Source organism: Psychrobacter sp. 1Y11 (assembly GCF_052259045.1).
Classification (GTDB): domain Bacteria; phylum Pseudomonadota; class Gammaproteobacteria; order Pseudomonadales; family Moraxellaceae; genus Psychrobacter.
Map to the genome: position 1 here is coordinate 156,820 of NZ_JBQQER010000006.1, position 21,363 is coordinate 178,182.

Here is a 21,363-nt window from a genome sequence, read left to right on the forward strand (position 1 = left end):
CGAGTCTCGTAACATAGCAATCAGCAGGGATCGGTAGCAAATGATGGCAAATATTTTATGCTGTCATGTAGGATTAGAGTATCGCGTTAACCCTATTCTTCTTAGCTAAAACGTATAGTAGATACTGATATTATACTGATAGTACCGAGCTAATAATGCTGAGCCTCAGATACAAAAAAACCCACAAACATAATGGTGGGCTAATCGACACTGATATCTCAATACAACAGAATATTAGTGTATAAACATCAGTATTAAAAAGTGGTAGCGGGGGCTGGATTTGAACCAACGACCTTCGGGTTATGAGCCCGACGAGCTACCAGACTGCTCCACCCCGCAACAATTTAGAATGCATATTATAGGGAGGTTTTATCACCTTGTCAATCTTTATCTAAAATAAACTTTAAATTAAAAATTGCTATAACGACACTGCTATAACTAAATTAAACTACAAACTGCTCATTCAATTGGTGCGATTGGGGGGACTTGAACCCCCACAGCTTGCGCCACCACCCCCTCAAGATGGCGTGTCTACCAATTCCACCACAATCGCTTATCGCTAACCGTCTACTGGTATTATCAACGGTTATCGTTTACTGCTTTAACCTTACGGCTTATTTTATAATAAGCGCCATGCTTGAGGTCAGCACCACTAAGATAAAACATCATAAAAACAGGCAAGCATTGTAAAACTAACCCTTACAAATAGCAAGGGGTGCTCGTAAAAATAACTACTGCTGAGGATTTTGCGTTAACGGACGCGGGGTTTGTGGCGCTGAAACTGGCGCATCTAAACGAAACTGATCTTCCGCTTGTTCGCGCGCATGGACAGCTAGTACCATACTTGTAATAAAAAATATTACCGTCAGCACCGCCGTAGCACGGGTCAAAAAGTTAGCCGTTCCTGCTGCGCCAAAAACCGTTCCAGAAGAGCCGGCACCGAAAGAAGCTCCAGCATCAGCCCCTTTGCCATGCTGTATCAAGATCAAGCCAATCATGGCGATAGCCACGATAATATGCAGGGCTAGTATAAAAGTAAACATGGTGTCCTCTTCTGCCGCATAATGACGACTGATAAAATTACAAAGGCTATAAAACAAAGACTTTAAATAAGGCGCATTGTACACGATTACAAGGGCGGTGTTAAACCCACTTTCAATAACTGGCAAGGCTTTTTGATATAAGTCAAGCTACGCCCGCTAGTATATCGCCGATTTCTGGTACTGTTTTTTTAGTATTATTTTAACTTTCAGCTTTTAGCCTCTAACCTTTAGCGTGAGTAAAAGCGTCGGCAATCGCCAAAAAGCTATCGGCCTTTAATGAGGCGCCGCCTACTAACGCGCCGTCTATCATAGCGCTTGCGGCAAAACTATCAGCGTTATCAGCATTGACACTACCGCCATATAGCACAGTAATCTTTGGTAGTTCTGGCGCGAAACTAGCGATTTGTTGTTTGATATGCTGATGAGTAGCGCTGACTTCGCTCACCGTAGGCACTTTGCCAGTGCCAATCGCCCAAACGGGTTCATAAGCGATAATCAAACGCTTGGCTAATTCTTGCGGCTGGACAGAGTCCGTTTGTAGCAAGCTTTTGAGAACCATTAACTGCTCATCGAGTACCTTAGTGGTTTGCTTAGCGTCATACTCTTCTTGAGTTTCACCGATGCAGAGCACCACCCCAAGGCCTTGAGCAAAAGCGCAGTTCAGTTTGGCTAGTAAGCTATCATTAGACTCATGATGATACTGACGACGCTCAGAATGCCCCAACAGCGTCCAGTTAGCACCAGCATCCGCGACCTGCTGCGCCGAGCAATCACCCGTATAAGCACCAGTACTGCTACTATGAGCACTGACGTCTTGAGCGCTCACTTGGATGGAGGCGTTTTGCAAGCGCGCGCTGACTGCAGCAAGGTGGACGCAGCTTGGCGCCACCATTAGCTGACAGGACTGATGATCGGTATTGTTGTCTTGAGACGCCGATAATAAATTATCTAGTAACGTATTGACGTCCTTGATTGTTGCCGGATTTTGTTTCCAATTGCCAATTACCCAAGCTTGCATAACTTGTCCACCTTGTGTCATCTGTCATTGCCAATATGGCTATTATGGGCGCCAGTATAACAAATATTTGGCAAGTGCTATAGTAGCAGCCAACTTCGAGTACAAGGCTCTTGTCAGCTATTCTACTAGAGTCCATTTGCCGCTATATCGCTGGTATAAGGATTTGACTCTATAAAGAGCTACAATATACTTCATATTCTTTAGCGTCTTAAACAGTTCTGTTTTTTATAGTATTTTTACATATAATTAGGACAAGTTAATGAGTGCTCATGCATCAAAATTTTCAGCAGAGTCTCAAAATTTCAAAAATGCGTGCTATTAAATAAATACCATCAAAGAATCAATAGCCGAAATCGTTTATATTGGTTGTCATTTTTGGCAGCTGCCACATCAAGGAGGGGTTATGTCTACCGCTGTCAGTAAGTTTGGTAGTCTTGCGCAACAACTAATCAGTGAAGGCGTGGTTAGCGAAGCGAATATGCAAACGGCGCAAACCGAAGCGCAGCAACAGCAAGTGGGGCTTGTGCCTTATTTAGTAGAGCATAAAATGGCTAATGCTTATGAGCTTGCCAAGCTACTGTCAGAGTCATTTGCTGATCCTTTATTTGATTTAAACACTCTAGATGAAGACATCGTGCCAAAAGATTTGGTTGATGAGAACATCGTGCGTAAGTTCAACGCCTTACCTATCTTCAAACGTGGACAGCAGCTATTTGTCGCGCTAAGCGATCCGACCCGCATCGACGCTATTGACGCTATTGCTTTCAACTCTCGCCTGTCAGTCGCCACCGTGATTGTAGAAGAGGATAAACTCAAGCAGCGTATCGACAGAACCTACGCCGATACTATGCAGAGCTTTAGCGGTTTTGCAGATAGCGATCTCAACGTTGATTTTGAAGATAGCGGCGAGGAAGAGGATGGTGAGACTCAGCTCAATACTAGTGTCGATGAAGCGCCAGTGGTCAAATTCATCAATAAGATGCTCGTCGATGCCATCCGTATGGGCGCATCCGATCTGCATTTTGAGCCTTATGAGAAGAGCTATAGAGTGCGCTTTCGGGTCGACGGGGTCATGCAGAAAATGGCCAATCCGCCGGTACAGCTTGCCAGTAAAATCGCTGCGCGCCTAAAGGTTATGTCACAAATGGACATTTCTGAGCGCCGTGTGCCACAAGATGGTCGTATCAAGCTGAAAATCTCCAAAAATAAAGCCATCGATTTTCGGGTAAACTCACTGCCGACACTGTTTGGCGAGAAGATTGTGCTACGTATTTTAGACCCTTCCTCAGCGATGATGGGTATCGAGGCGCTAGGTTATGAGCCAGATCAGAAGGAGATGTTTTTAGAAGCGCTAAATAAACCGCAAGGCATGATACTGATTACCGGTCCGACGGGGTCAGGTAAAACGGTATCGCTATATACAGGTATTAATATCCTTAATACCGGTGAGACCAACATTTCAACCGCTGAAGATCCAGTCGAGATTAACCTTGAAGGTATCAATCAGGTCAACGTCAATCAAAAGGTCGGTCTTACTTTTGCCAACGCCCTAAAGTCATTTTTGCGTCAAGATCCTGACATCGTTATGGTTGGTGAGATTCGAGACTTAGAAACGGCTGAAATCGCCATCAAAGCGGCGCAAACAGGTCACTTAGTACTCTCCACCTTGCATACCAACTCCGCCCCTGAGACTTTAACGCGCCTAAAAAACATGGGGGTGGCGTCTTTTAATATCGCCACTTCGGTCAACTTAGTCATCGCGCAGCGATTAGCGCGGCGCTTATGTCAAAGCTGCAAAAAGCCTATCGAAATTCCGCGTCAGAGTCTGCTGGAGATTGGCTTTACCGATAATGATTTGGACAATCCAAATCATATTATTTATGAGGCAGTCGGCTGTAATGAGTGCCGCGAGGGCTACAGGGGTCGCGTCGGTATTTATGAGGTTATGAAAGTGAATCAAGAGATCTCGCGCATTATTATGGAGGATGGCAACGCTATCGATATTAAGGATGCCGCGCTTAGAAGTGGCTTTCGTGACTTGCGGCGCTCCGGTATTATGAAAGTACTACAGGGCACAACCACCATTCAAGAAATGCTGCGTGTTACTTCTGAATAAAAACGCACCTGTTAGTCAAAGACTAAGCCGATCTTGTAGGTCGATAGCAAAATAAAATGAGTACTCACTATGATGGTCATTTTATTATAAAATAGGACTTGGTCTTGCTAACTTTATGCCTTTAAACGATAGTGATAGCTTGCAAAAATTGCTAGCTATTCAAGCGAATAGATTGTCGATAGTCAACTTGCATGACTTAGACTGCCCCAGTCGGATGGATTTTTAGGAGAGACAGATGGCAAAAGCTAAAACGGATATGCTGTTAGATTTCGTCTATGACGGGGTTAATCGCCGTGGACAAAAAGTTAAAGGCGAGACTACCAGTCGTAGCTTGGAGCTAGCAAAAGCGACTTTACGCAAGCAAGGCATTGTGGTCAAAGGCATTAAGAAGAAGCCAAAAGCTTTATTTACTTTTAAAAAAGCCATCAAGCCTATCGATATTGCTATCTTTTCGCGGCAGCTAGCGACGATGATTAAGGCCGGTATCCCTTTAACGCAGTCGTTTGAGATTGTCGCCGATTCGCTAGATAACCCGAGTATGAAAGACTTGGTGTTATCGATTAAAGCCGATATCGAAGCAGGTGGCACTTTTGCTGCTGCCTTGCGTAAACATCCCCGCTACTTTGATGATCTGTTTTGCTCGCTCGTAGAATCTGGCGAGCAATCAGGGGCGCTTGAGACTATGCTTGAGCGCGTCGCTACCTATAAAGAGAAAAGCGAAATACTCAAATCAAAAATCAAAAAAGCGATGAAATATCCGATAGCGGTTATTGTAGTGGCCGTGATTGTGACGATGATTTTGCTGATCAAAGTGGTGCCGGTATTCTCAGATCTGTTTAGCTCTTTTGGCGCAGAACTTCCTGCATTTACACAAATGGTAGTCAGCATGTCCGAATGGATGCAGTCTTGGTGGTTTATATTAATTGTCATCATTGGTGCCGCTATCGTTGGATTTTCTGAAGCGAAGAAAAGATCGAAAAAATTCCGCGACTTTTTAGATCGTTTGACCTTAAAACTGCCTATCTTTGGTAACATTGCCTATCAAGCGATTATCGCCCGTTTCTCTCGCACCCTATCGACGACTTTCGCCGCCGGTGTGCCGCTAATCGATGCTTTAGACTCAACCGCTGGTGCGACTAATAACGTGGTGTACTATAATGCCACTCAGCAAATCAAAAACGACGTGTCAACCGGTCAGCAGCTGCAGTTTTCGATGCGCTCAACCAACTTATTCCCTAGTATGGCGATTCAGATGGTCGGTATTGGTGAGGAATCTGGAAGCTTGGAGGAGATGCTCGATAAAGTGGCCAGTCATTACGAGAGTGAGGTGGATAATGCCGTCGATGGCCTCACAAGTCTGATGGAGCCGCTAATTATGGCTGTGCTCGGTGTATTAGTGGGTGGCCTCGTCATTGCTATGTATTTACCGATTTTCCAGATGGGTTCTGTGGTAGGTTAAAAACCGTCACGCAACAGCAATCCCTTAAAGGCCAGTGTTAATGCAATTGCTAGAGTTATTACAAAATAATATGAGCGTCGCGCTCATAGTGTTTGGGCTATTAGGCCTATGTATGGGCAGTTTTTTGAATGTCGTTATACACCGTATGCCGCTGATGATGTTTTATTCTTGGCGACAAGAGTGCAGTGAGTTTATGTCGCAGCAATCAGATATCACGCCTGAGCATTCGACTGTTTTGGCCCAAACAGTGGCAAACGATACACCTATCACCCTAAGTCATCCCGCGTCGCGTTGTCCGCACTGCGCTCATAAAATCAGGTGGTATGAGAACATACCTTTAATCAGCTGGCTGGCGCTGCGCGGTCGCTGCTCTGCGTGCAAAGCGAATATTGGCGTGCGTTATCCTTTAGTTGAGCTAGTCACTGCTCTGTTATCAGTGTTAGTAATTTATCATTTTGGGGTGACGGCTGTTGGTCTATCCGCGCTGATATTGGTTTGGACGCTGATTGCGCTGACAGGGATAGACTTCGATACGCAATTATTGCCCGATAGGCTAACCTTTCCCTTAGCAGGATTGGGACTAGCGGTAAACTCGCAAGGCTGGTTTGTAAGTCCTACGCAAGCGATTTGGGGCTTATTGCTTGGGTTTTTATCGCTGTGGATAGTGGTCAAAGTCTTTTACTTTATTACCAAAAAGCAGGGTATGGGTCAAGGCGACTTTAAGCTGCTCGCGGTACTTGGTGCTTGGCTTGGGCCAATGATGCTACCTTTGATTATTCTGTTGTCCTCCTTATTAGGTTCTATCGTTGGTATCATCTTGATGAAAAAACAGGGCGAAAGTAAGCCGTTTGCTTTTGGACCTTATATTGCTATTGCTGGCATTATTGCTTTGTTATACGGAGCAGACATCGTTAATTGGTATTTAGGCATGTACGCCTGATAGGGTGCGCTAGGCTTACAATACAGTAAAGCAATATCTACAACCTTATGCGTTATAACCGTTAAGATTATACTCTAATCGTACTATTGCTCGGATATCGTCCTCGATGATGTCCGCTCTTCTCTATTCGCTAAATAAGCTACTCTTATGACTATCACTGACCGCTCCTCCTCGCCATCTTATACTCATGATTCCGCTGCTGGTCCGCAGACTATGAAAAAGTATAAAAACAGTAAACTAGTCGTCGGTTTAACCGGTGGTATAGGCAGTGGTAAATCCGCGACTAGCGATTGGTTCGCAGCAAAAGGCATAGATATCATCGACGCCGATGTCATCGCTCACGAGGTCGTCGCTAAAGGGAGCGCTACTCTACGTAAGATTCAAAAGAAATTTGGTGATTGGGCCATTAACGGACAAGGTGAGATGGATCGCGCGGCTGTGCGAACGCATGTCTTTACTTATCCTGAAGCGCTCATGGAGCTTGAAGCGATTACCCATCCGGCAATCAGAGAGGCGGCAAAAGAGCAGCTGGCGGCTAGTACTTCTGAGTATATTATTCTATCAGCGCCGCTACTGATAGAAGCCGCTGAAGCAGGTCTGGCTAATCTATGCCAACGCATCTTAGTCGTTGATGCGAGCGAGAGTACGCAGCTTGAGCGGGCGAGCTTAAGAGACGCGCAAAGTGTGCCAAAAATTAAGGCGATTATGGCCAATCAGCTCAGCCGTGAAGAGCGCAATAGTCACGCTGATGACGTCATTGTTAATGATGGTGATATCGCTGCCCTACATTTGCAACTTGAGCCCCTGCACCAAACCTATCTCGCCCTTGCCCAGCAGTTTAAGTAGTGCGCTGCCGATTAATCTCGTATAGCGCCATACCAGTCGCCACGCTGACATTCAGGCTTTGCAAATTACCATGCGCATTGCCTGACATAGGGATATAGACCAGCTCGTCACAGCTCTCAAGCGTCAGCCTACGCATCCCTTCTCCTTCAGAGCCCATAATCAGCGCTGTCTTGCCGGTCATATCCGCTTCATGTATCGGTTTTGCAGTCTCATCTAGCGCTGTGCCAAAGACAAAAACGCCAGCACTCTTAATCTGAGCAAGCATACGCGCCAAATTAGTCACACTGATAATCGGCATCATCTCAGCGGCGCCAACGGAAACCTTAGCTACGGTTGGGGTTAAGCTTGCAGCATGATGCTTAGGACAAACCACCGCATCAACGCCCATCGCTACCGCAGTACGCAAACAAGCACCAAAGTTATGAGCGTCGGTGATTTGATCGAGCACCAATAACAAGCAGTCCTCCTGCGCTATTACTTTATCTAGCACAGCTTCATCAGCAAAAGCCAACGGCCTTGCATGCAGGACGACACCTTGATGCTGCGGGCTGCCACACAATTGCGTGAGCTTATCTTTTTGGGTCAGCTGAATACTGACGCCATTATCTTGAGCGCTTGTCATGATAGCGGCAACATGGCTGTCGCTTTCACGGCCCTGCTGCACGAATAGACTTAGCGCATCAAGCGGACGATGCTCGAGTAAAGCATCGATAGCATGAATGCCATAAAAATAGTTGGGTTTTGCCATAATTGAACCTATTGAATATTATCACTGATAAATGAGCTTGGCTCTCAAGCGCTTAGTCGCATTCTTCGCTAACCACCAAAATTAAAAAAAAGACAGATAAAACCTTACTGATTTTATATGTCTCTTTTTATATACTGGTTTTTACGTACTCATTTTTATATACTGAAAGCTAGCCACTGAGCTGATCACCGGACAAAGCTAATTGAACCTCATTCTACACCTTGTCCTCTTCAATGACTCTGAATACCTATAAAAGCCCTTATCCTTCTAAATGGCAAACATATTGCACGATCTCTTCAGTACGCAAATTAAAGCTACTATTGCCTTCTACCACAAAAGACTGACCGGCGCGGTAGTAACTAAAGTCTTCATCGCCATTGATTTTGACTTCACACTCGCCGCTGATGATTTCGATACGCTCAGAAGTATTAGTGCTAAAGTGGTACTGCTCGACGCTGCTGTCGCAGGGTAGGATAACCCCTAAGGTCTTATGTTGACCACTCTCGAACATGATAGTGTGACTAGAACAGCGCCCATCATAGGATATTGTGGCCTGAGCATTGACGGTTACATTGGTAAACTTTGCCGCTGACATAGGGGCTTCCTTATCAAATAATTATTGCTAAACTAAAAAATAAGTGCTTCATCAAAATATCAATAGACTGACGATGACTACTGCCTGCTTTCACTTAGTCGCTAAGGCAACGAGCAGAGCCTAACCATACTGCTAAAAGGCAATACCAAGCTAAATAGGGATAAAGTGACAGGGCTCAATAACAAGGCACCGAAGTGCTCAGTCTTGCCGTTCTTATAGCTTAATAACTGTGGTTCGGTATGACTATTAATAAAGTGTACGTTTGTATTTTGATGAGATTATGCTACCACATTATTTCTATAAAGTTTGTTAAAGCAGCAATGAAATCTTGTTAATTTATTCAAGCCCTTGTCCTTTGTAGAGTACCAGCTTGCGACTGCACAGACACTGTCCCAATATTGTCCTTAGAAACAGAAAAGTCAGTCATCATCGCTAGAGTATTGTAAAATAAGTAAAAATTATTATAGTGGCTTATTAGGGCGTGCAACTGGTTATAAATACCAGCTTACACAAAATTGTATCTATTTGCTGATATCGGCTTATATTCCCCTATAATAATGCGCTTTGTCATCAAAAATAAATACTGCGTTTTTATCCTTCTTAAGAGGCGCGATTTATGATAAAAGCCGCAATTTACGATCTTTCCTATTGTCTACTATGAGAGGCTTTGATGCTGATATCATTAACCTTGTACCAGTTTGCGCTAATCGCTGAGCATGAGCTGAGCGTGGCCGAGGGCTTCAATGTCATCACTGGCGAAACTGGTGCTGGTAAATCCCTGCTGCTCGATGCGCTATCCTTATGTATAGGCGAGCGCGCTGATAGTGCTATGGTGCGTCATGGAGCCGCACATGCTGATATCTACGCGCAGTTCGATGTGACTCATAACAGCCTCGTTAGCGACTGGTTCGCGGATAACGAGCGTGAATTGGCTGAGCCTGAAGTGCTCATTCGTCGCCAGCTGAGTAATAGTGGTCGCTCAAAAGCTTGGCTCAATGGTGCGCCCGTGAGCTTAGCAGAACTCAAAAGCCTAGGCGTCTTATTGGTCAATATTCATAGCCAGCACGCCCAGCAAGCCCTATTAAAACCACAGTTCGTGGTGCAGTGGTTAGATGCAATGGCACAAACCACGTCACTCGCTGAACAAACCGCTACCAGCTATCAGCACTATCAGCAGCTCAAGCGCCGCGCTGATGAGATCGCTAGCCGCGCCGCCCAGCGTCAAGATCGCATCCAACTATTGCAAAGCCAATTGGCGGATATCGCGCCCCTGCTAGCCGTAGACTATAGCGAGATCGAAGCCGAGCACGAAGAGCTATCAAACATCGAAGCGCTGATGACAGAAGCCAGTCACGGTTTGCATTTGCTTGATAACGATAGCGATGAGCCCGATGTCATGACCTTGCTTGGTCAAGCGATTAAGCTGTGCGACAATCAGCTCGGCGTCAGTCAGACCTTTGAGCAAGCTTCTGAGCAGCTGCATCTAGCGCAGCAGCAAATTACGGAAGTGACCGCCCTGCTCTCAGACTATGCTGAGCAGCAATTGCCTGATCCTGAGCGCTTGCAAACTTTGGATAGTTTAATCAGCCTCGGTCATCGTCTGTCTCGTAAACACAGCTTGCCTGCCAGTGACTTAATCGATGAAGCTAATGACTGGCAACAGCAATTAGAGCAGTTAGAAAACGAGCCGACAAGCGACGCTTTAGCCGCGCAAATTGCAGAAGCTTGGCAAGAGTATCTTACTAGTGCTAAAAATCTACACAAAGCGCGTGCCAAAGCCGCACCTGCTATCTGCGCGCAATTAGTGGCACAGCTGCAGCCTTTAGCGCTGCCTAATGCGCGCTGCGAATTTGTGTTTACTAAAAAGATAACTGAATCCGCTTACAACGCGCAGGGTTGCTACGATATTGAGCTACTCTTTAGCGCTAACGTCGGTATGCCGATGCAGCCACTACATAAGATTGCCTCTGGTGGCGAGCTGTCGCGGATGGCGCTAGTGATGCAAGTGCTGCAAGCGACCAGTAGTGATAATAATGCTGCCAAGCCGATGCTGGTTTTTGATGAGGTCGATGTCGGTATCAGCGGCGGTACCGCGCAAGTGGTCGGCGAGTTACTACGTAGCCTCGGGCAGACTCAGCAGCTACTTGCCATCACCCATCAAGCGCAAGTAGCGGCGCAAGCGCACCAGCATATCTTAGTACAAAAGCATCATCACGAGCAGACCCAAAGCGAGCTGGTGATCTTGACCGGTAGTGCGCAAGTCGATGAGCTGGCGAGAATGTCAGGCGGGGTGACGATTACTGAGGTCACGCGCGATCATGCGCGTAGCTTGTTGACTGACGTTAAGTAACCCCTTTGATTTGGTCTAGCGTTTGCCTCAAAACGCTTGTTGATTTTCGCGTTAACATCGCCATATAGTAGTGTCTACCCTTTTATGTTGTCCTTGTATCTATGTCTACTGCAAATTTGACTCATCACTTTTTGATTGCGGCACCTGAGCTGCCAGACCCGAGGTTTGAGCAGGCGCTGATCTATATCTGTCGCCATGATAAGCATGGGGCACTTGGGCTGATGGTCAATCGTCCGCTAGAAAAAGCCAATGTGGGCAAGCTTCTAGAAGACTTAAACATCGAAGTCACCGATCCACAAGTGATGGAAGACCTAGCGCTTGAGGGCGGACCTATGTATCCTGAGGTTGGCTTTGTGCTGCATACCGGTCAGCCGCAGTGGGCGTCCTCCTTCGCTATCTCTGAGAATGTCTGTATTACCACTAGCCAAGATGTACTCAAGCGTATCGCTGTCGGTCAAGGCGTCGGTCATTATCAGCTGTGTTTAGGGCATGCCAGCTGGGGCAAAAAACAGTTAGAAGATGAGCTCAATAATGGCGACTGGCTCGTCTGCCCTGCCGATCTTACTATCTTATTTGATGCGCCATTCGATGCGCGTTGGCAGTTGGCGGCTGACAAACTCGGGGTAAACTTTGATTATTTGAGTAGTGATATTGGTCATGCTTGATAAGTTAAAAATGCTTGATAGTGATAATTAATGATAGAAAAACGCTCTTATTAGGGTAGATAGCTTATTATGGTAGATAGTATCTCAGTCACAAAAAACAAATCTTTGTGTATAGATGTGGCAAACACTGATGACAGCAATTCCCTTGCAGCTTTAGAGGTGCAACCAAAAGAACATCTGATTTTGAGCTTAGATTATGGTGTAAAAAAGATGGGCATGGCGCTAGGCAATAGCATTACTGAAACCGCGCGCGCCTTCGATATCTTAGCCATGAATAACGGTCAGCCGGATTGGGATAATCTCATAGGTATCATCAAGACTTGGGGCGTCACCCAAGTTATCGTTGGTCTGCCACTGAATATGGATGGTAGTCGTTCGATGCTCTCTCGCCGTGCGCATAAGTTCGCTCGCCGCTTGGCACACAGATTGATGGAACAACACATGCCCGTCGTGGTGAGTCTGTGCGATGAGCGCCTAACGTCGGTAGAAGCACGCGCTACAGCATGGGAGAACGGCTGGATCGACGACGAGCGCGACGCTATCGATGACATCTCGGCTTGTATTTTGCTCTCGACTTATTTTGCCGATCCTAGCAGTGCGATGGCTATCGATAGCATCAAACCCGATTAACAGACGCCCTTTTACCCTGATGGAAAACCAACTGATCTTATGAGCATTGAGTCAAATCAAACCAATACCTATGGCATACCGCCGCTAGCTATCGCCCGTATCAAAGGCGCGCAACAGGCCAATAAAATCGCCATTTATATGATTTACGCGGCGCTAGTCGCTTTTGTGGTCTTTGGTACTATTGCTAGTATCAAAGTTTTTCATGATAATCAGCTCTTGTATCGCTTGTTTTATAATTTGCCGTTTATTTTAGTGGCTTTGACGATTCCCATAACCCTTTATGATGCCTTTATCATCTATCGCTATCGCCTTAGTCAATCGTCAATGGTGATTATGACTATTGGTGTTTCAACGATTATCTTGCTAGGCGGCTTATTATTCGCTGATACCGCTTGGTTAGGACTGGCCTCTTGGCTTGGGGTGGCATTTTTATTTAGAGTGAGTTTTAAGCGTTTCTTTGATTTCCTGCAAGCTGAAAAAGAAACCGAAACGCTTGAGCAAAGCTAATTTTGACTTTAAAAACATCTCAAAACCTTCTATACAGTAGATAGCTAAAATCGCCTTTAAACTCTTCATTACTAAAAAATTACTATGACAACTTCTACTACGCCTACGCCCATCAATCATCACCTCGATACTCAAGGACTGATATGCCCTGAGCCGGTCATGATGCTGCACCGCATGATACGTAAAGCCGATAGCGGTGATGTCATCGAAATACTCGCCACTGATCCGGCTACGACGCGCGATATTCCTAATTTCTGTCGTCATCTTGGCCATGAGTTTTTGAGCCAAGAAACCTTAGCTGAAGACGTCAACTTAGAGGTAGATCCTGATGAAATCACTATCGATAGCGACAGCGATGCACCAACTAACGCGACGCTATATCGCTACTTAGTAAAGAAAAAAAGTGCTTAGAGCGCTTAGTTAAGATAAGTCGAAGTCATAAACCCTATCAAATGCGCAAAACTGGGGTCGTTTAAAAATATCATTCACTAGCAAAAGGTAAATCATGTGTTGCTAACCGCAAAAGAACATATTGAGTGGTACGAGAACGACACCTTGCAGCAAGCTCTTTGGCTATCTGCTAGCGATCATGCTGCGCCTGCGCGGATAGTCATCGTCGATGACAAAACCACTGCCGATGACGCTTATCGATTAGCCTGCGCCGGTACTTCTATGCTCTATCGCGGCGACTTTTATAACGCGCGACAATTACTGCAAGCCATCACTCGTCGCATTGAGCGTACTGAGAAAAACTCTACTAAACGCAAGTCAAAAAAAGCTGCAAATCAGTCTACCAAGGATGCAGAGGGTGCGATTGAGTCCGCATCTAAACACCTACCTAACCTCTTTCATCAGCAGCGCCAAACCACCGCTCAGCGCTCACGTATCCTAAGTCGCTTACTACTAGAGCTAGATGCTGATTATGTCAGCTCACTACGCCGTGCTCCTGACATCAGTGCCGCTTGCTTAGCAGCTTTTGGGCCACTGGATAAACAGATAGATAAAAAGGATGAGTCGTGTGTACTGTCATTTCGTGACTTGCAAGGTGCATTAGGAGCAGCAGGCTGGCGCGAAAAAGGCGTACCGATTAAAGAGCTAGGCTTATCCATTTATCCGCACTACGGGGTGTTTGCGCCGACTCGTCATGAGTATGTGCAGCTATTGCTAGATGCGCCATTGCCTACCGTTCATGATATTGCTTATGACATCGGTACCGGCACAGGCTTATTGGCGATTGTCTTAGCGCAGCGCGGTATATCACAGATCATTGCCACGGATTTAACCCCCCAAGCATTGAAATGCGCTAGTGAGAACTTTGAGCGTCAAGGGTTGTCAAGCATTCAGCTTCAACAAGCCGATCTGTTCCCTCTAGAGGTACCGCCTGCGAATCTAATCGTCTGCAATCCACCTTGGCTGCCTGCCAAACCAACCTCAACGCTTGAATACGCAGTTTACGATGCCAATAGTGCGATGCTGCGTGGCGTTTTGCAGGGTGCAAAGCAACATTTGAGCGATCAAGGAGAGGTTTGGTTGATACTGTCGGACTTAGCTGAACACTTGCAACTGCGTAGTCGTGAAGAACTATTAGGGTGGATTGCCGATGCTGGACTAACGGTAAAATATCGCCTCGACACGCAGCCCAAGCACGGTCGTAGTCAAAATGAAGCCGATCCATTATATGTGGCAAGAAGTAGCGAGATTACTTCGCTATGGTGTTTGCAAAGTATTTAGTATTTTATCATTGAGTACCCGATTATGAGCCGCGACCGTGCCGTACAACAGCGTCAGCCCAAAGCGCTCGCCGTCGATGACGAGCCGACCTATTTGACTGAGTTTCGTCAAGCCATGCTCGCACGCGGCCTAGCAACGCGTACGCGCAACGCTTACGTGCGCGATTTGCGAAGCTGTGAGTTGACCCATCATAAAGCGCTGACGCAATGGCAAAGCGATGAGGTGCTGCACTGTTTATCACAACTCACTGCCGAGGGCAAAACCCCGCGCACGCAAGCACGTATGCTCTCAAGCTTACGCCAGTTCTACTTATGGATGATCGCCAGTAATCTGCGTGAAGATAATCCTTGCGAGCGGATCAAAAGTCCAAAGTTAGGTCGTCCTCTACCTAAAGACTTAGCGGAAGCCGATGTCGATAACCTGCTTGCCGCGCCCGACACCAGCACGGCACTCGGTCTGCGTGACAAGGCGATGCTCGAAGTGCTATATGCTTGCGGTCTGCGTGTCAGTGAGCTGATCAACCTAGCACTTGAGCAAGTCAATCTAAACGCCGGATGGCTACAAATCACCGGAAAAGGTAATAAAACGCGTCTCGTACCTTTAGGAGAATACGCGGCAGACGCCTTAGAGGATTATCTCAGTCATGGTCGCGGCGAGCTAGTTGCGCATCTGAAATCTGGCAATTGCCAAGCGGTGTTTTTGACGGCGCAAGGTGGCTATATGACGCGGCAAAACTTTTGGTACTTACTGAAAAAATACGCCAAAGTCGCCAGTATCGATAAACAACTCTCTCCGCATACCTTACGCCATGCCTTTGCCACTCATTTGCTCAATCATGGCGCGGACCTTCGTAGCGTGCAGTTGTTATTAGGGCATAGTGATTTGTCCACCACCCAGATTTATACCCATGTGGCAACGGCGAGATTGCAGAAACTGCATGCGGAGCATCATCCGAGGGGTTAAGAGCCGTTAAAACGAGGCACTGCTTCGTTAGACTCGCAAGAGAAAATCCCTTAAAGAGAATTTTTTGTATAGGATTTAGTCACCCACCTTTCTGATAAATCTATTCTTAAACTCGACAGATTACGCTGCCACTAATCTCCTTACGCGACTCAAATTATTTTAAAAGGAACATAAAGTGTTACAAGCGCAACCATCGACCCTACCTGTACTAACAGAGGGTCAAAACTCTGTCCTCAAAAAGCTAACCCTTATAGGTTACTTAGAAGGCACGTCTTTTTTATTGCTACTAGGCATCGCCATGCCGCTAAAATACATGCTTGGCATTCCTGAAGCGGTGAAATATATCGGAATGTCGCATGGCGTATTATTTATCGCTTATATCTTGATGCTGCTGTTTGCTGCTAGCAAAATAAGAATGCCGCTTTGGGCATTGCCTGTTGGTGTGCTCGGCTCGTTTTTACCTTTTGGTCCGTTTATATTTGATCATTTATTAAAAAAGCATTTGAGAGGATAAGAGGATAAATCGTAGGGTAGACTAGTTTTGTCAAGCTTTCAAAGAAAGTGCAGTCAAGACCTAACCCGCATTGCTTAATAGCTTTAACTCTAAATTTGGCGGGTTACGCTGTCGCTAACCCACCCTACACGATTAGCACTAGCTTATTGCAAATATAAGCAAAGGAAGCGTTCCCCTCCCTGCATGATTTCTAACTATCTCTAACCATCCATAACTGAAAACAGACACCGTTGCCGCTACACTTTATAATAAGATCTGGATAGTGTGACACTTCGGAATAGGGGGTAAGTTATGTTTGGCTTCGATATTGATATGGATTTGATGAAATATCACTTCTTTCAATTAGGCATTGCTTTTATTTTATCCTTACCCATCGCGCTCAATCGGGAGATGAAAGACAGCGGCGCAGGCCTGCGCACCTTTCCTTTAGTCACTGTGGCTTCCTGTGCCTTTATGCTCGTCGGCCGCGACATATACTCAGAAGGCGATGCCGAGGCACGTATCATGTATGGCATTATCACCGGTATGGGATTTATCGGTGGTGGCGCTATTTTTAAAAGTAGCGGTAGCGTCAAGGGGACAGCAACGGCAGCAGGACTGTGGAACACAGGCGCTATCGGTATTTCGGTGGCGTATAGTCGTTATGAGATTGCCATTATTTTATCGGTCGTAAGCTTTTTAATCTTGCAGTTCTCTGAGCCGTTTAAGTCCAATAAGCAAAAATAAAGCACGCGCTGAGCAATCGGCGCTGAAATTTACCGTCGTTGCCGTTACAATACTCGTCATAATGCGTGCCTCAAATCGTGAGCCATATGCTCATATCGCACCGCCCTTTTTTATCACTCTAAATTGAGAATACTATGAACCATCAACCCCCTGCAGAGTTATTAGAAAAAGCCAAACACTGGCGCGAAGATATACATTTTACGGATGACGTGCTAGGACAGCCTTTTGATTTTGCCACAACTTGGGGCATATTTTCGCCGCAAAAGCTCGATGATGGCAGCTTGATGCTTCTCGATTATGTGGATTTTCAGGCCGATGATGATTCGATAGATCTAGGCTGCGGCTATGGCGTGCTCGGTATGACAGCAGCGCGAGAATGTCCGAATGGTCAGCATACGCTGATTGATAAGGACTTTATGGCGGTAGAATATGCGCGCCGTAATTGCGAAAAAAATGGCTTGAGCAATGTCGATGTGCATTTGTCTAACGGCTTTAATCAAGTCGCCAAAGATAAAGATTTTAGCCTAGTGATGTCGAACTTGCCTGCCAAAGTTGGCAAAGAGCAGCATTATCTGTACTTCCTCGACGCTTATGCGCGCATGCGTCAGGGCGGACGTTTTTATGTAGTGACGATCAATGGCTTGCGCCAATTTATGAAGCGCTCGTTTACCGAGGTGTTCGGTAATAGCGATAAGGTCAAGCAAGGCAAGACTTATACTATTACTATGGCAGTTAAAGAATAGGGTCTGTTGAGAAAAACAAACAGCGCTCAGCAAAATCCCGCTAAAACGATTCAGTCTTAGCGGGATTTTTGTTTGCATCAATCACCTAGCCGGCTACATTTGTCGTTTTAGTAAATAGCCACCGAGCACTGCACTAGCAATAACCGGCAATAGCACCATTAAAAATGGCGAAAAGCCTGTGGCTAACGACACAAACCCAACTAAGTCTTGAATATAGCTAAACAGTAGCCCGAATAGTAAAGCCACGACGATACGCAGGCCTAAACTGTGCGTGCGTAGCGAGCCAAAAACAAAAGAGCACGCGACTATCACCAGCGATAATATCGACAGCGGTGATAGTAATTTTTGCCAAAACGCCAGCTCGTGAGTCAATGACCGCTTACCTTGCTGCTGCATAAACTGACGATGCTGATATAGCTGGGTCAATGACAAATCTTCGGGATCGCGGGTCAACAGGTACACCGATTCAGGCGCAAACGGTAGGCTTAAAGTATCCGTAGTAGCGAGCTGTTGACTGCTTTGAAAGCCTTGATTGATTGTTAGCCTCGTGATGTTATTGAGCTGCCAGTCATAGCGATACTGCTCGTCTTTATTATCGCTCGTACGCCCAATTAGCTGACGCCCCGTATACTGGCCACCCTCAGCACGGATAGCAGTTTGTAGGTTGCCATTCTCATCCAAATGCCAACGCTTGACCTCACCGATATTGCCTTGTACATCCGCATAATCAATATAGAGGATATCACTGCCATTTTTTTGTAGCGTTGTCTGATCGTCTGTGTCTTTTGCGCTGCTAAAGCTTGGCTGCATGGTCCAGTAGCCGCGCACTGAGGTAATCAGAGCGCTACTGTCGTCATCATTGATCTCATCAGCCAGTTGGTTACTAGTAGGTAATACAAACTGGTTAATAAACAGCGCTAAGATGACGAATAATAAAGCGGGCTGTAGCACCCAACCGACGATACGATAAACGCTGACGCCAGAGGCGCGCATGACTACCAGCTCGCTGTTATTAGCCAGTAGCCCGAGGCCAACCACAGCACCAAGTAGCGCTCCAGTAGGAACGAACTGCTCCAAGAAGTAAGGCGAGCGATAAAAGATATATTTGAGCGCCTCGCCCATCGTATAGCTATCACTGAGCGAATCAAGCTCAGACAAGTAAGAAAATAGTACCTGCAGGCCCCACAGTCCAAGTACCGCAGCGATAATCGCTAGCAAGGCGTTGAGCTTGACGTAACGGCTTAGCACTTTTAGCTGACTGGGCGGCTTTGCCAATGATAAACCTTTACTTTTAGCTGCAAACAGTGAGGAGCGCATTATAATGGTCCTGTATTTGAGTCATTTAAAGGGTCTAAATCGTTGTGCTTTTCTTCGCTCAACCGAAAGCGCAGTCGATGCTGAATGCGGTTACCCCAATTCATATAAAGCGCTAAAACCATAAACCCTACTATTAACCAAGCATAAGACCAGACGCTTACACTACCTTTAGCAACGGCGTTTTTCAGCGAGATGATACCGAGCGCACAACTAACAAATAATAAGATAGCCGGAAATAATCGTAGCCAGCGCCCTTGCCGTGGGCGCACTTGCGCTAGCGGTACGGCAAGCATAGGCGCGATAATCATCAGCCAAGGCAGTGCAAAGCGGTAGCCAAGCTCCCCTTGAGCCGCGAGCCTTGCCTCAGAGTTACGCATCGCCATACTCCCCGTTGCCGCTTGCCATAGCGGTACGATCGCTTGCGTTTCGATATTATCCTCGGTCACCACCTCTTCTTTGGACTCAGTCAAGGTAATGCGGTAGCGATCAAAGCCGATCTGATTATATTTTAGACTACCAGCACCGACTTCATAACGCCGCCCCTGAAATAGATCTAATTGGGTGACCCCGCCTGCACCGTTCTCTACTTGTTCAGCGCGCCGAGCCAAGGTAATAGTGTCTTTACTCGCAACTTGATTGGCACTCGCGATGAGCTCTTTTGGTAAATCTTCAACAGGCAAGCGCTCGACTAGCTCATTCTCGTCAGCTGTCTGATTCGGCATACTTTGAGCGACATTATTAGCGGGCTTGGTCGATCGTTTTTTCGGTTCCGTTTGGATCAGTACCACATCCTGCAGCTGAGTTTTATCATCGCTCAGACTTCCCACATACAGATGATAATTCCCGCTACTAATAAACTCCTTAGGGCGGATCAAATCAAAAGCACTAGTCAAAGCTTGCTGCTGCCAAATCGTCTCTGAAGAGCGTACTCCCCAAGGTTTACCGACTATAGACAGAGCAGCCTCTCCCACAAACAACGCTAAAATCAGCGGCGTTATCAGCCGAGCTAGCTTCCCGCGTGAGACGCCGCTAGCATTAATAACCGCCATTTCTTGATCCACATATAATCTGCCAAAAACGAGCATCAAGCCTATAAAGAACGCCAAAGGTAAAATAAGCTCTAAAAAATAAGGCAAGTTATAGCCAATAATGGTGAATAATAAGCTGATATCTAAGTTGCCTTCAGCGGCAATCCCGAAATAACGTATCAAACGACCACCGAGCATCATCACCACCAAAAACCCCAATACCAAAGCGGTCGTTGAGGCAACTTGACGGGTCATGTAGCGGCGTAATATCACAATAAGGACTCTTAGATAAGGGTTGTCGTTCGCTAGGGTATGTTTTTACATATCCCTATCGTGCAAACTCATAAGCGATTTTTGGTATTTGGATAAATGGGGCAAAGCGAGTATAAGCGTCAAACGTAACTGCTAATGCTAGCATGTTTTTATAAAAAATGACGGTGAAAAGTGTGTAAACCCCTTCTCGGTTTTATTGTTACTACACTTTAATAACCTTTCATAAAAGGTCTAATAGTTAATGCTTAACGAGTTAGCAACTCGTTTATTAAAGCACTATCACTGCACTAACTTATCTGTCTTGTTTTGTGTTTTATTTGCCATCGAGTGTTTGTCATTGGTATCACACCCTAAATAAGGCCGCAATTACTTGTTAGAATCTAAGCACTTGTTAGAATTTAAGCGCGTAAATTGGCTACTATTTACTATTACTTTATATTAAAGCAAAACAGTAGTAAGCAGCTATTTAAAAAACTCAAAATATAATTTCGAAATATAATTTCAAAAATTTCACTGATGGAGAATACGATGTCTACTCATAACTTAAGTCCTGCTACCTTGCTCGAGCTTGGCGGCGGTAAGTTTGGCACCCTTGACTGGTCTAACTGCGCTATCGTCTTTATCGATTTTCAGAATGAATATGTCAACGGTGCTATGCCTTTAGGTGAGCTGGGAGCCGCAGCGACCAACAAGGCGCGATTACTACTCGATAAAGCTCGCCAACAAAATATCCCGCTCTTTCATATCGCCCATCATGGCGAAGATAACGGCCCCATCTTTGATCCACTATCTACTAAGGTCGCTATCGTCGATGAGCTAAAACCGCTCGATAATGAAAAGCTTATTAGTAAAAAACATCCCAATGCTTTTTATGATACCAATTTAGGTGAGCTACTCAAAGCCACTAGCAAAAAACAGCTCGTTTTTGTGGGCTTTATGAGTCACATGTGCGTCAGCTCTAGCGTCAGAGCTGCTTTTGACTTAGGCTTTGAGAACTTCGTCTTTCATGATGCCTGTGCCACTCGCGACTTACCTGACGTCAATGGAGAAACGATCAAGGCAGCAGTGGTGCATAATAATGCTATGGCGGCTTTGCAAGACAGCTTCGCCACTTTACTATCGACCGATGCTATCAATTAGTAATAATGCTA

At 45.9% G+C, this 21,363-nt stretch carries 21 protein-coding genes and 2 tRNA genes; 15 read left to right on the plus strand and 8 right to left on the minus strand.

Going from position 1 to position 21,363, the window contains the following annotated elements:
- Positions 1–262 precede the first annotated feature (262 nt).
- From ACTXGJ_RS07310 to tpiA, 4 genes are all read right to left on the minus strand, one after another.
- A tRNA-Met gene (locus ACTXGJ_RS07310) sits at positions 263–339 on the minus strand.
- 129 nt (positions 340–468) lie between these two features.
- Positions 469–553 (minus strand) — tRNA-Leu (locus ACTXGJ_RS07315).
- A gap of 178 nt (positions 554–731) precedes the next feature.
- Complete coding sequence (secG, locus tag ACTXGJ_RS07320) at positions 732–1,043, minus strand: preprotein translocase subunit SecG (RefSeq protein WP_025645453.1); 312 nt, start codon at positions 1,041–1,043, stop codon at positions 732–734.
- Positions 1,044–1,263: 220 nt separating this feature from the next.
- Positions 1,264–2,061 carry a triose-phosphate isomerase gene (gene tpiA / locus ACTXGJ_RS07325; protein ID WP_439242194.1) on the minus strand — a complete coding sequence of 266 codons (798 nt, stop codon included), beginning with the start codon at positions 2,059–2,061 and terminating at the stop codon, positions 1,264–1,266.
- Between the two features lie 403 nt (positions 2,062–2,464).
- Between tpiA and pilB the strand changes: the two genes are divergently transcribed.
- The 4 genes from pilB (at position 2,465) to coaE (ending at position 7,422) form a co-directional block, all read left to right on the plus strand.
- Positions 2,465–4,177 (plus strand): type IV-A pilus assembly ATPase PilB, encoded by a 1,713-nt coding sequence (pilB, locus tag ACTXGJ_RS07330; protein ID WP_439242192.1) that lies wholly within the window; start codon positions 2,465–2,467, stop codon positions 4,175–4,177.
- A gap of 235 nt (positions 4,178–4,412) precedes the next feature.
- The gene (locus tag ACTXGJ_RS07335; protein WP_439242190.1) at positions 4,413–5,636 is read left to right on the plus strand and encodes a type II secretion system F family protein; all 1,224 of its coding nucleotides are present in this window, start codon (positions 4,413–4,415) and stop codon (positions 5,634–5,636) included.
- Positions 5,637–5,676: 40 nt separating this feature from the next.
- Positions 5,677–6,576 carry a prepilin peptidase gene (locus ACTXGJ_RS07340; protein WP_443565523.1) on the plus strand — a complete coding sequence of 300 codons (900 nt, stop codon included), beginning with the start codon at positions 5,677–5,679 and terminating at the stop codon, positions 6,574–6,576.
- Between the two features lie 153 nt (positions 6,577–6,729).
- Positions 6,730–7,422, plus strand: coding sequence for a dephospho-CoA kinase (gene coaE / locus ACTXGJ_RS07345; protein ID WP_439242404.1), 693 nt, complete (start codon positions 6,730–6,732; stop codon positions 7,420–7,422).
- Here coaE and rlmB read toward each other — a convergent pair.
- Positions 7,415–8,170: a 23S rRNA (guanosine(2251)-2'-O)-methyltransferase RlmB gene (gene rlmB, locus ACTXGJ_RS07350; protein WP_443565524.1), complete on the minus strand. Its 756-nt coding sequence runs from the start codon at positions 8,168–8,170 to the stop codon at positions 7,415–7,417. The two genes, coaE and rlmB, sit on opposite strands and share 8 nt — an antisense overlap.
- Positions 8,171–8,429: 259 nt before the next feature.
- On the minus strand, positions 8,430–8,765 hold the full coding sequence (gene ppnP / locus ACTXGJ_RS07355) for a pyrimidine/purine nucleoside phosphorylase (RefSeq protein ID WP_025645440.1): 336 nt from the start codon (positions 8,763–8,765) through the stop codon (positions 8,430–8,432).
- A gap of 670 nt (positions 8,766–9,435) precedes the next feature.
- Between ppnP and recN the strand changes: the two genes are divergently transcribed.
- From recN to ACTXGJ_RS07405, 10 genes are all read left to right on the plus strand, one after another.
- Positions 9,436–11,115, plus strand: coding sequence for a DNA repair protein RecN (recN, locus tag ACTXGJ_RS07360; protein ID WP_443565525.1), 1,680 nt, complete (start codon positions 9,436–9,438; stop codon positions 11,113–11,115).
- Between the two features lie 101 nt (positions 11,116–11,216).
- Positions 11,217–11,780: a YqgE/AlgH family protein gene (locus tag ACTXGJ_RS07365; protein WP_439242181.1), complete on the plus strand. Its 564-nt coding sequence runs from the start codon at positions 11,217–11,219 to the stop codon at positions 11,778–11,780.
- A 69-nt stretch (positions 11,781–11,849) separates the two neighbouring features.
- Positions 11,850–12,410, plus strand: coding sequence for a Holliday junction resolvase RuvX (ruvX, locus tag ACTXGJ_RS07370; protein ID WP_439242179.1), 561 nt, complete (start codon positions 11,850–11,852; stop codon positions 12,408–12,410).
- Between the two features lie 39 nt (positions 12,411–12,449).
- Complete coding sequence (locus ACTXGJ_RS07375; RefSeq protein ID WP_439242177.1) at positions 12,450–12,917, plus strand: hypothetical protein; 468 nt, start codon at positions 12,450–12,452, stop codon at positions 12,915–12,917.
- Positions 12,918–13,001: 84 nt separating this feature from the next.
- Positions 13,002–13,328 (plus strand): sulfurtransferase TusA, encoded by a 327-nt coding sequence (gene tusA, locus ACTXGJ_RS07380; protein WP_443565526.1) that lies wholly within the window; start codon positions 13,002–13,004, stop codon positions 13,326–13,328.
- Positions 13,329–13,424: 96 nt separating this feature from the next.
- Positions 13,425–14,648 carry a methyltransferase gene (locus tag ACTXGJ_RS07385; RefSeq protein ID WP_443565527.1) on the plus strand — a complete coding sequence of 408 codons (1,224 nt, stop codon included), beginning with the start codon at positions 13,425–13,427 and terminating at the stop codon, positions 14,646–14,648.
- 24 nt (positions 14,649–14,672) lie between these two features.
- Positions 14,673–15,611, plus strand: coding sequence for a site-specific tyrosine recombinase XerD (gene xerD, locus ACTXGJ_RS07390; protein ID WP_443565528.1), 939 nt, complete (start codon positions 14,673–14,675; stop codon positions 15,609–15,611).
- A gap of 175 nt (positions 15,612–15,786) precedes the next feature.
- Positions 15,787–16,125, plus strand: a complete 339-nt coding sequence (locus ACTXGJ_RS07395; protein WP_443565529.1) for a DUF3817 domain-containing protein — start codon at positions 15,787–15,789, stop codon at positions 16,123–16,125.
- Between the two features lie 291 nt (positions 16,126–16,416).
- Entirely contained in the window at positions 16,417–16,851 is a 435-nt protein-coding gene (locus tag ACTXGJ_RS07400) for an MgtC/SapB family protein (protein ID WP_439242166.1), read from the plus strand.
- Between the two features lie 134 nt (positions 16,852–16,985).
- Positions 16,986–17,594: a class I SAM-dependent methyltransferase gene (locus ACTXGJ_RS07405; RefSeq protein WP_443565530.1), complete on the plus strand. Its 609-nt coding sequence runs from the start codon at positions 16,986–16,988 to the stop codon at positions 17,592–17,594.
- Between the two features lie 93 nt (positions 17,595–17,687).
- On the opposite strand, the gene lptG is transcribed toward ACTXGJ_RS07405, so the two are convergent.
- Positions 17,688–18,911, minus strand: coding sequence for an LPS export ABC transporter permease LptG (gene lptG, locus ACTXGJ_RS07410; protein ID WP_439242162.1), 1,224 nt, complete (start codon positions 18,909–18,911; stop codon positions 17,688–17,690).
- Positions 18,911–20,194, minus strand: a complete 1,284-nt coding sequence (locus ACTXGJ_RS07415) for an LPS export ABC transporter permease LptF (RefSeq protein WP_439242160.1) — start codon at positions 20,192–20,194, stop codon at positions 18,911–18,913. Before ACTXGJ_RS07415 ends, lptG begins: the two co-directional genes overlap by 1 nt.
- 546 nt (positions 20,195–20,740) lie before the next feature.
- Between ACTXGJ_RS07415 and ACTXGJ_RS07420 the strand changes: the two genes are divergently transcribed.
- A complete protein-coding gene (locus ACTXGJ_RS07420) occupies positions 20,741–21,352 on the plus strand; it encodes a cysteine hydrolase family protein (protein ID WP_443565531.1) in 612 nt (203 codons plus the stop codon).
- Positions 21,353–21,363 lie beyond the last annotated feature (11 nt).

Coding starts and splice junctions, on each gene's coding strand:
- secG (WP_025645453.1), bottom strand. CDS start 1,043: ATGTTTACTTTTATACTAGCCCTGCATATTATCGTGGCTATCGCCATG.
- tpiA (WP_439242194.1), bottom strand. CDS start 2,061: ATGCAAGCTTGGGTAATTGGCAATTGGAAACAAAATCCGGCAACAATC.
- pilB (WP_439242192.1), top strand. CDS start 2,465: ATGTCTACCGCTGTCAGTAAGTTTGGTAGTCTTGCGCAACAACTAATC.
- ACTXGJ_RS07335 (WP_439242190.1), top strand. CDS start 4,413: ATGGCAAAAGCTAAAACGGATATGCTGTTAGATTTCGTCTATGACGGG.
- ACTXGJ_RS07340 (WP_443565523.1), top strand. CDS start 5,677: ATGCAATTGCTAGAGTTATTACAAAATAATATGAGCGTCGCGCTCATA.
- rlmB (WP_443565524.1), bottom strand. CDS start 8,170: ATGGCAAAACCCAACTATTTTTATGGCATTCATGCTATCGATGCTTTA.
- ppnP (WP_025645440.1), bottom strand. CDS start 8,765: ATGTCAGCGGCAAAGTTTACCAATGTAACCGTCAATGCTCAGGCCACA.
- recN (WP_443565525.1), top strand. CDS start 9,436: ATGCTGATATCATTAACCTTGTACCAGTTTGCGCTAATCGCTGAGCAT.
- ACTXGJ_RS07365 (WP_439242181.1), top strand. CDS start 11,217: ATGTCTACTGCAAATTTGACTCATCACTTTTTGATTGCGGCACCTGAG.
- ruvX (WP_439242179.1), top strand. CDS start 11,850: ATGGTAGATAGTATCTCAGTCACAAAAAACAAATCTTTGTGTATAGAT.
- ACTXGJ_RS07375 (WP_439242177.1), top strand. CDS start 12,450: ATGAGCATTGAGTCAAATCAAACCAATACCTATGGCATACCGCCGCTA.
- tusA (WP_443565526.1), top strand. CDS start 13,002: ATGACAACTTCTACTACGCCTACGCCCATCAATCATCACCTCGATACT.
- xerD (WP_443565528.1), top strand. CDS start 14,673: ATGAGCCGCGACCGTGCCGTACAACAGCGTCAGCCCAAAGCGCTCGCC.
- ACTXGJ_RS07400 (WP_439242166.1), top strand. CDS start 16,417: ATGTTTGGCTTCGATATTGATATGGATTTGATGAAATATCACTTCTTT.
- ACTXGJ_RS07405 (WP_443565530.1), top strand. CDS start 16,986: ATGAACCATCAACCCCCTGCAGAGTTATTAGAAAAAGCCAAACACTGG.
- lptG (WP_439242162.1), bottom strand. CDS start 18,911: ATGCGCTCCTCACTGTTTGCAGCTAAAAGTAAAGGTTTATCATTGGCA.
- ACTXGJ_RS07415 (WP_439242160.1), bottom strand. CDS start 20,194: ATGACCCGTCAAGTTGCCTCAACGACCGCTTTGGTATTGGGGTTTTTG.
- ACTXGJ_RS07420 (WP_443565531.1), top strand. CDS start 20,741: ATGTCTACTCATAACTTAAGTCCTGCTACCTTGCTCGAGCTTGGCGGC.